Below are 13,692 nucleotides of genomic sequence, written 5' to 3'. Positions count from 1 at the left end.
CGTCTCCCTTACTTGAGGGTGATGGTGGTGTTGACGACCCCGGCGCCGCCGACGTCCTGCTCGTCGGGCCAGCGCGTGGTGATGGTCTTGGTCTGGGTATAGAAGAGCACCGCCTGCTTGCCATAGGGCCCCAGGTCGCCCAGCTTGGACGCGCGCGAACCGCTGAAGGAGAACAGCGGCACCGGCACCGGGATGGGCACGTTGATGCCGACCTGGCCGACATCGATGTCTTCCTGGAAGCGACGCGCTGCGGCGCCGGAGCGGGTGAAGAGGGCGACGCCGTTGCCGTTGGGATTGGCGTTGATCAGGGCGATGGCCTCGTCGAGGGTGGCCGCGTGCATCACGCAGAGCACCGGGCCGAACAGCTCTTCGCGATACAGGGTCATCTCCGTGGTCACCCCGGAGAACAGCGTCGGGCCGACGAAATTGCCTTTCTCGTAACGCTCGACCTGGATATTGCGGCCGTCCAGTTCCAGGGTCGCGCCTTCGCTCACGCCACGCTCGATCAGGCTGCTGACCCGGTCCAATGCCTGGCAGGAGATCAGCGGGCCGACGTCGGTGCCATTCTCGTGACCCGCACCCACCTTGAGGCTACGCGCCTTGGCCACCAGGTCCGGCACCCAGCTGTTGGCTTCACCCACCAGCACCACCACCGAGACCGCCATGCAGCGCTGACCCGCCGCGCCGAAGGCGGCGCCCACCAGGTTGGCCAGGGTCTGTTCACGGGGCGCATCGGGCATCACCACCGCATGGTTCTTGGCGCCCATCATGCACTGCACGCGCTTGCCGGCTTCGCTGGCGCGGCGATAGACATGGGTGCCGACGCGGGTCGAGCCGACAAAGGACAGCGCCTTGATATCCGGGTGATCGCAGAGAGCGTCCACCACCGCCGGTCCGCCATGGACCACGTTGAGCACCCCGGGCGGCACCCCGGCTTCCAGCGCCAGCTCGGCCAGGCGCATGGTCACCAGCGGATCCTGCTCCGAGGGCTTGAGAACGAAGGTGTTGCCGCAGGCGATGGCCATGGGAAACATCCACAGCGGAATCATCGCCGGGAAGTTGAAGGGGGTGATGCCGGCGCAGACGCCCAGGGGTTGCAGCAGCGTATAGGTGTCCACCCCGCTGGCGACGTTGTTGGCCAGTTCGCCCAGTTGCAGATTGCCGATGGCCGCGGCGTGCTCCACCACCTCCAGGCCGCGGAAGACATCGCCCTCGGCGTCGGCCAGGGTCTTGCCCTGCTCGGCGGTGAGCAGGGCGGCCAGTTCGCTCATGTGTTCGCGGATCAGCTGCTGGTAGCGCAGGAAGATGCGTGCCCGGGCGCCGATGGGCGTCTTGCGCCAGGTGGCGAAGGCCGCCTTGGCACTGGCCACGGCGCGCTGTACCTCCTCGGCGGTGGCGAAGGGCACCCGCGCCAGCACCTCCTGGGTGGCCGGGTTGATCACTTCGCGGCCTTCGCGGCTGGTGGAGGTGACGAATTGGCCGTCGATCAGCAGCGGCACGTCTTTGATGGCGGTCTGGGTCATGACAGGGATTCCTGGGCGTTGGCAACGGAGGCCGGGGCAGGGTGGTTGGCGAAGTCTTCTTCGGCATAGTCGTGGAGGTCGGCTGTGCCAGCCGCGCGGCGCTGGGCCTCGCCGAGGCGCAATTCGATGCGGCGGATCTTGCCCGACAGCGTCTTGGGCAGTTCGCCGACGAATTGCAGGCGGCGTACTCGCTTGTAGGGGGACAGGCAGCCACGGGCGAAGCCGAGCAGCTCCTGCGCGAGTTCAGGCGAAGGCGCGTGGCCGGCGGCCAGGATGACGAAGGCCTTGGGTACATTGAGGCGCAAGGGGTCGGGGCTCGGCACCACGGCCACTTCCATCACGGCCGGGTGCTCGATCAGGGCGCTTTCCAGTTCGAAGGGGCTGATGCGGTAGTCCGCCGACTTGAAGACGTCATCGGCGCGCCCGACGAAGGTGATGTAGCCATCAGCGTCACGCACCGCGGTATCGCCGGTGCGGTAGTGGCCGTCGCGCATCACCTCGGCGGTTTTCTCCGGACTGTCCTCGTAGCCCAGCATCAGCCCTGCTGGCCGCGGCTGCAGCGACAGGGCCACCTCGCCGTCGTTGCCCGGCTGGCCATCGGCATCCAGCAACTCGACGTGGCACCCGGGCAGCGGACGACCCATGGAGCCCGGCTTGAGCGGCTGGCCCGGGGTATTGCCTACCAGGGCGGTGGTCTCCGACTGGCCGAAACCATCTCTCAGGGTCAGCCCCCAGGCCGCCTGCAGGCTGTCGATGATCTCCGGATTGAGCGGCTCGCCGGCGCCGACCAGCTCCCGCAGCTGCAGCCGCTCGCGATAGGCGGCAAGGTCCTCCTGGATCAGCATGCGCCACACCGTGGGCGGCGCGCAGAGACTGGTGACCGGATAACGCGCCAGTACCTCCAGCAGCGCCTGGGGCTTGAAGCGCGGCACGTCATGGATGAACACGCAGGCACCGGCATTCCAGGGGGCGAAGACGCAACTCCAGGCATGCTTGGCCCAGCCTGGGGAGGAGATGTTGAGGTGTACGTCGCCTGGCTGCAGGCCGATCCAGTAGAGGGTCGACAGGTGCCCGACTGGATAGCTGCTGTGGCTGTGCAGGACCAGCTTGGGTCGCGAGGTGGTCCCCGAGGTGAAATAGAGCAGCAGCGGATCCGTGGCGAGGGTAGGGCCGTCCGGCAGGAAGTCGCTGGCGCAGGCGGCCGGTGCATAGGGCTGCCAACCGGCTACCGGCGACCCGACGCAGATCCGGGTAAGGCCCGGATCCAGACTGGCGCAACGCTCCGTATGGGCACTGCCCACCACCAGGTGGGCGATGCGCCCGCGCTGCACCCGATCTTGCAGATCGGCATCACTGAGCAAGGTAGTGGCGGGCACCACCACGGCACCCAGCTTGAAAGCACCGAGCAGCGTCTCCCACAGCGCCACCTCGTTGCCCAGCATCACCAGGATGCGTTCGCCGCGCCGCACGCCCTGGGCCCGCAGGAAGTTGGCGGTGCGATTCGAGGCCTGGCGCAGCTCGGCGAAGCTGTAGCGCTCTTCGCGACCTTCGGCGTCGAGTCGCCACAGTGCCGGACCGGCATGCTCCTCGGCCAGGCGATCGAAATGATCCAGCGCCCAGTTGAAGTGTTCCAGTTCCGGCCAGCGAAAATCGCGGACGGCAGTGGCGTAGTCGGTGCGATGGCGCAGCAGGAAGTCGCGCGCTGCGCGGAAGGCGTCGCCGGCCGTCATGGGCGATACCCCGCGGACTGCAGGATCGGGAGGGAAGCGCAGCGTCCGGCTTGGCGCCGGGATGGGGCCTGAGGGTGGGTCATGGTTGCCTGCTCTTTATTGTTGTTGGGTAGCAGCGGGTCGCGCCGTCACCACTCGTGACGCGCCCTGGTAAGCAGTATAGTTCCGGCAAAAGTCTCTTGGCTTCCGACAAAAACGCCCGACCGACATGCAAAAATCCAATAACCCGGCAGCTCGTCTCGACTGGGACGATCTCAGATTCTTCCTCGAAGTCGCCCGCACCCAGAAGGCCAGCGCCGCGGCGCGGCGGTTGGGGGTCGATTACACCACCGTCTCGAGGCGTATCTCGGCCCTGGAAAAGGCGCTCGGTGCCCTGCTGTTCGAGAAGTCGCGCAGCACTGGCTTCAGCCTCACCATGGAAGGGCAGCGGCTGCTGGTGCACGCCGAAACCCTGGAAAGCACCCTGCAGACCGCCTGCGAGCAGATCTCCGATACCCGTCTGGCGCCTTCCGGCCAGGTGCGCATCGGTGCTACCGAAGGCTTCGGCAGCTACTTCGTCGCGCCTCAGCTGAGCTTCTTCCAGGATCGCTATCCGGGGATCACCCTCGATGTGCTACCGGTCCCGCACTTCGTCAACCTGTCGCGCCGCGAAGCCGACATCGCCATCACCCTGGAACGCCCCGAGCGCGGACCCTATGTCTGCCGCAAGCTGTGCGACTATCGCCTGCGACTCTATGCCACCGCCGACTACCTGGCCCGCCACCCGCCCATCGCGCAGCTCGTGGATCTGCACCGTCATAGGTTCATCACCTACGTCGACGATCTCGCCTTCAGCCCCGAGCTGCTCTATCTGGAGCGCATCCTGCCGGAGGCCAGCAGCGGCCTGCGCAGTACCAGCGTGATCGCCCAGTATCAGGCCGCCCTGTGCGGACACGCCCTGGCCATCCTGCCGTGCTTTGTCGCCGAGCCGGATCCGCGCCTGGTGGCGCTGCTGCCGGAACAGATCCAGATCACCCGGCAATTCTGGCTCTATTACCGCGAAGACTTGCGCCGCCTGCGCCGCATCACCCTGGTGACCGACTACCTGCGCGCCTGCACCGACGCCAATCGCGACTTCCTGCTCGGCGAAACCCGCGCGCCGGTGCTGGGCTGGCCGACGACCTGAGGCCCGGCGCCGATCGCTGCGGCACCCCGAGACCCGGCCGGGGTCTCAGAGCTGTCGGTCGTCCTTCGACGGCCTCCAGTGAACAGATGGGAACGGCAATGGAACGATATCAGGCATTGAGTCAGGCGCTGAGCAAGTCAGCCGAGCGGGAAGAAGCCTACTGGCAGGAGCTGGAGCGCCGCCTGCATGAATTGCCGGAGTGCTTCACCCGCTACCTGGGGCTCACTCCTGCGGATCAGGTCGATGCCGGGTTGGGCCTGGAAAAGCGCGTCGATGGCAACATCGTCCGCGAACTGGAAGTCTATGCGCGCTACGACCTCACGGTGATCGTCGATGACCTGGCCGGCACGCCCCAGACCTTCGCCATCGGGCTGTCCTTCTTCTATACCAACGATCACTTCGTGCTGAAGGAGCGCGACGGCGAATTCTCCGTTGCCCTCGAACCTCAGGACGATCCCGACCGATTCTGGGACGAAGGCTGCCGCGAGATCTACGATTCGCTGGCACGGCGGATCCGCAGCAAGACCCTGCCCGCCATCGAGTAGGAAAGGGCGGCCGCGCGGGCCGCCGCTTTTCAGACGGGAGTGACCAGGGTCCCGTCGGTGAAATAGCGCTCCACATTGGCCAGCACCAGGTCAGCCATGGCCTGGCGCGTCTCGTGGGTGCCGCTGCCGAGATGCGGGGTGAGGACCACGTTGTCCAGCGTCAGCAACGCCGTGGGCACCTCGGGTTCCTCGGCGAAGACATCCAGCCCGGCGCCGCCCAGGGCGCCGCTCTGCAGGGCCGCCACCAGGGCCGGCTCATCGACCACACTGCCGCGAGCGATGTTGATGAGATAGCCACGCGGTCCCAGGGCCGCGAGGATCCGCGCGTCGATCAGCCCATCGGTGGCGGGACCACCGGGCAGCGACAGCACCAGGAAGTCCGCTGCCTCCGCCAGGGATTCGAGATCGGCATGATAGCGATAGGGTACGTCCGGTTGCCGATGGCGACCGTGGTAGGCCACTTCCATGCCAAAAGCCTCCACCCGTCGGGCGATGCCTTTGCCGATGTTGCCCAGACCGACAATGCCGCAGGTCTTGCCCGCCAGGCGCGAGGTCAGGGGAAACTTGCCCTGGCGCCAGTCGCCGCGGCGCACGAAACGATCCGCCGCACTGATGCCCCGCGCTACATCGATCAGCAGGGCAAAGGCGGTGTCGGCGACGCAGTCGTCCAGTACACCCGGAGTGTTGCTCACGAGCACGCCTCTGTCGCGCGCCGCGGCGATGTCGATGCTGTCGTAGCCCACGCCGAAACTGAACACCGCCGCTAGGGCGGGCAGGGCACTCATCAGTTCGCGGGTCGCACCGTGCACGCCTGAGGTCACCACGGCCACCACGTCCTGGCCGCGTGCCGCGAGCAGTTCAGACTGATCGGGTGCTTCCCAAAGTCGTAGCACCTCATAACGGGTCTTCAGCGCGTCCTGCAGCGCAGGCAGCAGCGGACCCACCTGCAGCAACAGCGGACGTTGGTTCTGTTCAGCCATTTCTAGACTCCTTGAAAGAGAAGGGGCGGCGAACCGCCCCTTGAAGCGGTGGGCTCAGCCCAGCAATTGCAGGCCCAGCTGGATCGCGACCCAGATCGCCAACAGGGTGGCGAAACCCAGGGCCAGGTTCTCGAACCAGTTGTTGCGGTACTCGTCGCCCAGCAGCGACTTCTGGTTGGACATGATCAGCAGGCCCAGGGAGATCACCGGCAGGCCGACGATGTTCAAGGCATTCACGCCGATGGTCAGGGTCACGAAGTCGGGCATGCCCGGCAGCGACCACACCAGCGGCGTCACCAGGATGAAGAGCAGGAACCACTTGTGCGCCGGGTCCTTATGAAAGGTCTTGCCATAGCGCTCGCGCCGTTCCGGACGGATGTGCTGCAGGGCATCGGTGATCAGCATGGGGAAGGCGGTGGTCTTGCCCACCACGCTGGCGAACAGGGTGGCGAAGACGCCGGTGAAGAAAATCAACCAGCCGCCCGAGCCGAAGAACAGTTCCAGCGCCGAGCCCAGGTCGTTCAGGGTGTTCACCTGCAGGCCGTTGGGTCTGAGGATTTCCACGCCGACAACCCAAATGGCCAGGTTGATGATGATGCCAACCACCACGGCGAACAGCAGATCGTTGCGCTGGATGCGCTTGTGCTCCGGGCCGGTCCAGCCCTTTTCCTTCATCACATAGGGATGCACGAAGTTGGCGATGGAACCGGCCACGGCGCCAATGACCGACACGGCCACCAGCAGAGCCCCATGCACGCCTTCGTCCGGCGGAATGCTGAAGCCGATGGTGCCGCGCAGGATACCGCCCAGGTCCGGGCCCGACATCACCGCCAGGGTGATGAAGGCCAGGGTCATGACCGCCAGCAGCACCTTCATCACGCCTTCGATCAGGGCATAGAAGTTGCGCCCCACCAGCAGCCAGACGGCGATCACCACCGCCACCGAGCAGAGCAGCGGATAGTCGACATGGAGGAGGGTGGCCAGGGCCTCGCCAGCGCCCTTGAGCATGTAGGCGTTGGTCAGGTGCCCCATGACGAGCGCGTACCCGAGCATGAACCAGGCGAACACCGGGTGCAGCTGGGCATAGCCTTCGAGGATCGACATGCCCTTGTTATTGCACAGCTGGAAGCGGGCGATGATGTTGACGATGAGAAAGCGCAGCAGCAGGGACACCGCCAGCACCCACATCATGGCGTAGCCGTAGTTGGCGCCAGCCACCGAAGAGGTGATGAGGTCGCCAGCGCCCAGCCAGGACAGCACCGCGATGATGCCGGGGCCCAGCAGCTTCGCCAGGCGGCGCAGGCCGGAGCCTTGTTCCTTGGCCAGAGGTACGGATTTTTCGACGGGACCGGATCGCTCCATTGGGGCGGATCTCCTAACGATTGTTGTTGTTGTGAAGGGGCCGGAAGGGGCCTTTTCGTTAGCTTGCCCTTTCAGGATTTAGCACTACATACGACGTCGTACAACTAAAGGTGGGCAACAAAATGTTGCTTTCGTCGAGTCAGGCCAGATGTCCTTCGATGGCTGCCGTACGCACCGCTGGATCAAGCCAGGTGACTTCGCTTGAGACTGTCTCTAGAATGGTCGCCCTTGATTCTGGGGGGTCGGAGTGCCGGCCTGTTCTTGTGCCACGAGGAATATCCATGCAAGTTTCCGTTGAAAACACCTCTGCTCTCGAGCGTCGCATGACCATTGGCGTGCCGGCCGAGCGTATTGAAACCGAAGTGAACAAGCGTCTGCAGCAGACTGCACGGCGTGCCAAGGTTCCCGGTTTCCGCCCGGGCAAGGTACCCATGAGCGTCATCCGCCAGCGCTACGAAGCCTCGGCTCGTCAGGAAGCCTTGGGTGATCTCATTCAGGAAACCTTCTACGAAGCCGTCGTCGAGCAGAAGCTCAACCCGGCCGGCGCACCCGCCGTCGAACCCAAGGTGTTCGAAAAGGGCAAGGACCTGGAATACGTCGCCACCTTCGAAGTCTTCCCCGAGTTCGAAGTCAAGGGCCTGGACGGCATCGAGATCGAGCGCCAGGAATCCAGCGTCGAAGACGCCGACATCGACAAGATGCTCGACGTGCTGCGCAAGCAGGGTACCCGTTACGAAGCCGTTGACCGCGCTGCCGCCAACGACGACCAGGTCACCATCGACTTCGTCGGCACCCAGGATGGCGAAGCCTTCTCCGGTGGCTCCGCCGAGAACACCAAGCTGGTGCTGGGTTCGGGTCGCATGATCCCCGGTTTCGAAGACGGTCTGGTCGGTGCCAAGGCCGGTGACGAGCGTGTGCTCGACCTGACCTTCCCCGAGGACTACCAGAACCTGGATCTGGCCGGCAAGGCCGCCCAATTCAAGGTCACCGTCAAGGAAGTGGCCGCACCCGAGCTGCCCGAGCTGAACGAAGCCTTCTTCAAGCAGTTCGGCGTGGAAGAGACCACCGTCGAAGGGTTCCGCGCCGAAGTGCGCAAGAACATGGACCGCGAGCTGCGCCAGGCGCTCAAGACCAAGGTCAAGAACCAGGTCATGGACGGTCTGCTGGCTGCCAACCAGATCGACGTACCGGCTGCCCTGATCAGCAACGAAGTGGATCGCCTGCGCGTTCAGGCCGTCCAGCAGTTCGGCGGCAACATCCAGCCCGAGCAACTGCCGGCCGAGCTGTTCAGCGAGCAGGCCAAGCGCCGCGTGCTGCTGGGCCTGATCATCGCCGAGATGGTCAAGCAGTTCGAGCTCAAGCCCGATGACGCCCGCGTTCGCGAGCTGATCGAAGAGATGGCCGCGGCCTATCAGGAGCCCGAGCAGGTAGTGAAGTGGTACTACCAGAACGAGCAGCAGCTGAACGAAGTGCGTTCGGTTGTACTCGAAGAACAAGTCGTGGATACTGTCCTCAAGCAGGCAAAAGTCACCGACAAGCAGGTCTCCTACGAGGACGCGGTCAAACCGGCCGAGGCTCCCCAAGCAGCCTGATCTGCCTCCAGTTGCTAGTTCACCTAAGCCAGCCTCGTGCTGGCTTATGTGTTTTTGACAGGTCATCCAGATAGGGAGCTAGTGCAGGACATGTCCCGCAATTCATACATGCAATCCATGCCCGATATTCAAGCCGCTGGCGGTCTGGTACCCATGGTGGTGGAGCAATCCGCCCGGGGCGAGCGCGCCTATGACATCTACTCCCGGCTGCTCAAGGAGCGGGTCATCTTCCTGGTTGGCCAGGTCGAGGACTACATGGCCAATCTGGTCGTCGCCCAGCTGCTGTTCCTGGAAGCGGAGAATCCTGACAAGGACATCCACCTCTATATCAACAGCCCGGGTGGCTCGGTGACCGCGGGCATGTCGATCTACGACACCATGCAGTTCATCAAGCCCGACGTCTCCACCATCTGCATCGGCCAGGCCTGCAGCATGGGCGCCCTGTTGCTGGCAGGCGGTGCCGCCGAGAAGCGTTTCTGCCTGCCGCACTCGCGGATGATGATTCACCAGCCGCTGGGCGGCTTCCAGGGTCAGGCATCGGACATCGAAATTCACGCCCGTGAAATTTTGACCATCCGTGAGCGTCTGAACAAGGTGCTGGCGCATCACACCGGTCAGCCGATGGACGTGATCGCCCGCGATACCGACCGTGACAACTTCATGAGTGGCCCCGAAGCCGTTGCCTACGGCTTGATCGACAAGGTCCTTGAGAAGCGCAACATCCCCGCCTGACCCCGCCTCGACCACCTGCCCAAGCGCCGGTCGTTTGGGCGGGTAGGCTTGAAAAACCGTGCAATAGGCTCCATCTTGTTGATGTAAGCACATTCCATTGGATCGATCGAATGACAGATACGCGCAATAGCGACGATAACGGCAAGCTGCTTTACTGCTCCTTCTGCGGCAAGAGTCAGCACGAAGTACGTAAATTGATCGCTGGACCCTCCGTCTTCATCTGCGACGAATGCGTCGACCTGTGCAATGACATCATCCGCGAGGAAGTCCAGGAAGCTCAGGCCGAAAGCAATGCGCACAAGCTGCCAGCGCCGAAGGAAATCAGCGCCATCCTCGACCAGTATGTCATTGGTCAGCAGCGTGCCAAGCGGGTCCTCGCCGTTGCTGTCTACAACCATTACAAGCGTCTGAATCAGCGCGAGAAGAAAGACGACGTCGAGCTGGGCAAGAGCAATATCCTGCTCATCGGTCCAACCGGTTCGGGCAAGACCCTGCTGGCGGAAACGCTGGCGCGCCTGCTCAACGTACCTTTCACCATCGCCGATGCCACCACTCTGACCGAAGCCGGTTATGTGGGTGAAGACGTCGAGAACATCATTCAGAAGCTTTTGCAGAAGTGCGACTACGATGTGGAAAAGGCCCAGATGGGCATCGTCTACATCGACGAGATCGACAAGATCTCGCGCAAATCCGACAACCCCTCTATCACCCGTGACGTCTCGGGCGAGGGCGTGCAGCAGGCACTGCTGAAGCTGATCGAGGGTACCGTGGCGTCGGTTCCGCCCCAGGGTGGCCGCAAGCATCCCCAGCAGGAATTCTTGCAGGTAGATACCCGCAACATCCTGTTCATCTGTGGCGGTGCCTTCGCTGGCCTGGAAAAGGTCATCCAGAACCGTTCCACCAAGGGTGGCGGCATCGGCTTCAACGCCGAGGTACGCAGCGTGGAGCTAGGCAAGAAGATCGGCGAATCTCTGCGTGACGCCGAGCCCGAGGATCTGGTCAAGTTCGGCCTGATTCCCGAGTTCGTCGGTCGTCTGCCGGTCATCGCGACCCTGGACGAGCTGGATGAGCCGGCACTCATGCAGATCCTGACCGAGCCGAAGAACGCCCTGACCAAGCAGTACGCCAAGCTGTTCGAGATGGAAGACGTGGATCTGGAATTCCGTCCCGATGCCCTCAAGGCGGTCGCCCGCAAGGCACTGGAGCGCAAGACCGGTGCCCGGGGTCTGAGATCCATCCTCGAAGGCATCCTGCTCGAGACCATGTACGAGATTCCTTCGCAGAAGGAGGTCAGCAAGGTGGTCATCGACGAGAGTGTCATCGAGGGGAGTTCCCAGCCGCTGCTCATCTACGAGAACAGCGAGCCCGCCAAGGCGGCGCCAGACGCGTGACAGAAGGGGCTTCGGCCCCTTTTTCATTTCAGCGACGGTTGTATTTTGCGGCGGTCAACCTCATGTTAGGGGAAACCGAGGCCTTAACCGCATCTGCGGCCGATTATTTGCCGAGACCCGTACCCCATGACTACGACGATAGAACTTCCCCTGCTGCCCCTACGTGACGTAGTGGTCTATCCCCACATGGTCATCCCATTGTTCGTCGGAAGGGAAAAGTCCGTCGAGGCCCTCGAGGCCGCCATGGCTGGCGACAAGCAGATCCTGCTGGTCGCACAGAAGAATCCCGGCGATGACGATCCCGCCGCGGATGACATGTATCACATGGGTACGGTCGCGACCGTTCTCCAGCTGCTCAAGCTGCCCGACGGCACCGTCAAGGTCCTGGTCGAAGGCGAGCAGCGCGGCCGTATCGAATCCTTCGTCGAGAACCAGGCCTATGCCCGTGCGCTGGTCACCCTGATCGAAGACAGCGAAGCCCCGGATCGTGAATCCGAGGTGTTCTCGCGCAGCCTGATGAGTCAGTTCGAGCAATACGTACAGCTCGGCAAGAAGGTCCCTGCCGAAGTCCTGTCCTCGCTCAACAGCATCGAGGATCCCAGCCGTCTGGTCGACACCATGGCCGCCCATATGGCGCTGAAGATCGAACAGAAGCAGGAGATTCTCGAGATCACCGAGCTGGGCGCACGCGTCGAGCACGTGTTGGCCCTGCTGGATGCGGAAATCGACCTCCTGCAGGTGGAAAAGCGCATCCGTGGTCGCGTCAAGAAGCAGATGGAGCGCAGCCAGCGCGAGTACTACCTCAACGAACAGATGAAGGCCATCCAGAAAGAACTGGGTGACATCGACGAAGGCCACAACGAGGTCGACGACCTCAAGCGTCGCATCGAAGCCGCCGGTCTGCCCAAGGATGCCCTGGCCAAGGCTACGGCCGAGCTGAACAAGCTCAAGCAGATGTCGCCGATGTCGGCCGAAGCCACCGTGGTGCGCTCTTACATCGACTGGTTGGTGAACGTGCCGTGGCAGGCTGAAAGCAAGGTCCGCCTGGACTTGGGCCGTGCCGAGGAAGTCCTGGACAAGGACCACTACGGTCTGGAAGAGGTCAAGGAACGTATCCTTGAATACCTCGCCGTGCAGAAGCGTGTGAAGAAGGTGCGCGGGCCGGTGTTGTGCCTGGTCGGTCCGCCCGGCGTGGGCAAGACCTCCCTGGCCGAGTCCATCGCCCGTTCCACCGGTCGCAAGTTCGTGCGCATGGCCCTGGGCGGCGTGCGTGACGAAGCCGAGATCCGTGGTCACCGCCGCACCTACATTGGCTCCATGCCGGGTCGTCTGATCCAGAAGATGACCAAGGTCGGGGTGCGTAATCCACTGTTCCTGCTCGACGAAATCGACAAGATGGGCAACGACATGCGTGGCGATCCCGCCTCTGCCTTGCTCGAGGTCCTGGATCCGGAGCAGAACCACACCTTCAACGACCATTACCTGGAGGTGGACTACGACCTCTCCGACGTGATGTTCGTCTGTACCGCCAACTCCATGAACATTCCGGCGCCCTTGCTGGACCGTATGGAAGTCATTCGCCTGCCTGGCTATACCGAGGCGGAAAAGGTCAACATCGCCACTCGCTACCTGATTCCCAAACAGGTCAAGGCCAATGGCCTGAAGAAGGGCGAGGTGGAGTTCGACGAAGACGCCCTGCGCGACATCATCCGCTACTACACCCGCGAAGCGGGCGTACGGAGTCTGGAGCGTCAGGTGGCCAAGGTCTGCCGCAAGGTGGTCAAACAGCATGCCCTGAGCAAGGAGCGCACGGCCAGCGTCACCGTGGATACCCTGGAGCACTGGCTGGGCGTCCGCAAATTCCGCTATGGCCTGGCCGAGCAGCAGGATCAGGTTGGTCAGGTCACCGGCCTCGCCTGGACCCAGGTGGGCGGCGAACTGCTGACCATCGAGTCCGCGGTCGTCCCAGGCAAGGGTCAGATGATCAAGACCGGTTCCTTGGGCGATGTGATGGCCGAGTCCATCACCGCGGCCCTGACCGTGGTCCGCAGTCGTGGTCGCAGCCTGGGCATTCCCAAGGACTTCCACGAGAAGCACGACATCCATATCCACGTGCCCGAAGGCGCCACGCCCAAGGACGGTCCGAGCGCCGGTATCGGCATGTGCACGGCGCTGGTCTCGGCCGCCACCCGCATCCCGGTGCGTGCCGACGTGGCCATGACCGGCGAGATCACCCTGCGTGGCCAGGTGCTGGCCATCGGTGGGCTCAAGGAAAAGCTGCTTGCGGCCCACCGCGGCGGCATCCGTACCGTGATCATTCCAGAGGAAAACGTCCGGGATCTGCGGGACATTCCGGACAACATCAAGGCCGACTTGCAGATCAAGCCAGTCAAATGGATTGACGAGGTCTTGGAGGTTGCGCTGCAATACACGCCGGAGCCGCTTCCGGACGATGGTCCGGAGCTCGTCAGCAAGGACGAGAAGCGGGATCAGGAAGGCAAGGAGCGCGTCAGTACGCACTGACGGCGCCCTTGGGCTTGATGGGCGGATCGCCAGCCAAGGTTGCTGGTGTTCCGCCGTCCTGCTGGATGCAAGGTCCTTGATCGACGAAAAGGCGCATCTCGAGATGCGCCTTTTCGCTATTTGCTATTCGACGATTTCGCCATGGCCGG

10 protein-coding genes are annotated in these 13,692 nt (G+C 63.5%); 6 read left to right on the top strand and 4 right to left on the bottom strand.

Translation table 11 applies throughout. From position 1 onward, the window contains the following. Positions 1–8 precede the first annotated feature (8 nt). Both LRS53_RS13525 and LRS53_RS13520 read right to left on the bottom strand, forming a co-directional pair. A complete protein-coding gene (locus LRS53_RS13525; protein ID WP_231356246.1) occupies positions 9–1,523 on the bottom strand; it encodes a CoA-acylating methylmalonate-semialdehyde dehydrogenase in 1,515 nt (504 codons plus the stop codon). Beyond that, on the bottom strand, positions 1,520–3,253 hold the full coding sequence (locus tag LRS53_RS13520) for an AMP-binding protein (protein WP_231356245.1): 1,734 nt from the start codon (positions 3,251–3,253) through the stop codon (positions 1,520–1,522). The genes LRS53_RS13525 and LRS53_RS13520 overlap by 4 nt, the downstream gene beginning before the upstream one ends. A gap of 208 nt (positions 3,254–3,461) precedes the next feature. Here LRS53_RS13520 and LRS53_RS13515 point away from each other — a divergent pair, with 208 nt between their 5' ends. Both LRS53_RS13515 and LRS53_RS13510 read left to right on the top strand, forming a co-directional pair. Continuing rightward, the gene (locus tag LRS53_RS13515; protein WP_231356244.1) at positions 3,462–4,418 is read left to right on the top strand and encodes a LysR family transcriptional regulator; all 957 of its coding nucleotides are present in this window, start codon (positions 3,462–3,464) and stop codon (positions 4,416–4,418) included. Positions 4,419–4,516: 98 nt separating this feature from the next. Beyond that, positions 4,517–4,963, top strand: a complete 447-nt coding sequence (locus LRS53_RS13510) for a hypothetical protein (protein ID WP_173148240.1) — start codon at positions 4,517–4,519, stop codon at positions 4,961–4,963. Positions 4,964–4,992: 29 nt separating this feature from the next. Here the strand turns inward: LRS53_RS13510 and LRS53_RS13505 are convergent, their stop codons facing one another. After that, positions 4,993–5,943, bottom strand: coding sequence for a 2-hydroxyacid dehydrogenase (locus LRS53_RS13505; protein WP_231356243.1), 951 nt, complete (start codon positions 5,941–5,943; stop codon positions 4,993–4,995). A gap of 54 nt (positions 5,944–5,997) precedes the next feature. After that, positions 5,998–7,305, bottom strand: a complete 1,308-nt coding sequence (locus LRS53_RS13500) for an Nramp family divalent metal transporter (protein WP_231356241.1) — start codon at positions 7,303–7,305, stop codon at positions 5,998–6,000. Positions 7,306–7,586: 281 nt separating this feature from the next. Here LRS53_RS13500 and tig point away from each other — a divergent pair, with 281 nt between their 5' ends. The 4 genes from tig to lon all read left to right on the top strand — a co-directional run bounded on the left by tig (position 7,587) and on the right by lon (position 13,543). Then, entirely contained in the window at positions 7,587–8,897 is a 1,311-nt protein-coding gene (tig, locus tag LRS53_RS13495; RefSeq protein ID WP_160923123.1) for a trigger factor, read from the top strand. A gap of 90 nt (positions 8,898–8,987) precedes the next feature. Continuing rightward, a complete protein-coding gene (gene clpP, locus LRS53_RS13490) occupies positions 8,988–9,629 on the top strand; it encodes an ATP-dependent Clp endopeptidase proteolytic subunit ClpP (protein WP_007162222.1) in 642 nt (213 codons plus the stop codon). Between the two features lie 110 nt (positions 9,630–9,739). After that, positions 9,740–11,020: an ATP-dependent Clp protease ATP-binding subunit ClpX gene (gene clpX, locus LRS53_RS13485; RefSeq protein ID WP_017642587.1), complete on the top strand. Its 1,281-nt coding sequence runs from the start codon at positions 9,740–9,742 to the stop codon at positions 11,018–11,020. Positions 11,021–11,146: 126 nt separating this feature from the next. Further along, on the top strand, positions 11,147–13,543 hold the full coding sequence (gene lon, locus LRS53_RS13480) for an endopeptidase La (protein WP_064308841.1): 2,397 nt from the start codon (positions 11,147–11,149) through the stop codon (positions 13,541–13,543). Positions 13,544–13,692 lie beyond the last annotated feature (149 nt).

The organism is Pseudomonas sp. PLB05, from assembly GCF_021106615.1.
Lineage (GTDB): Bacteria > Pseudomonadota > Gammaproteobacteria > Pseudomonadales > Pseudomonadaceae > Chryseomonas > Chryseomonas benzopyrenica.
Note: the sequence above shows the minus strand (reverse complement) of the source record. Positions and strands in the feature narration are given on the sequence as shown.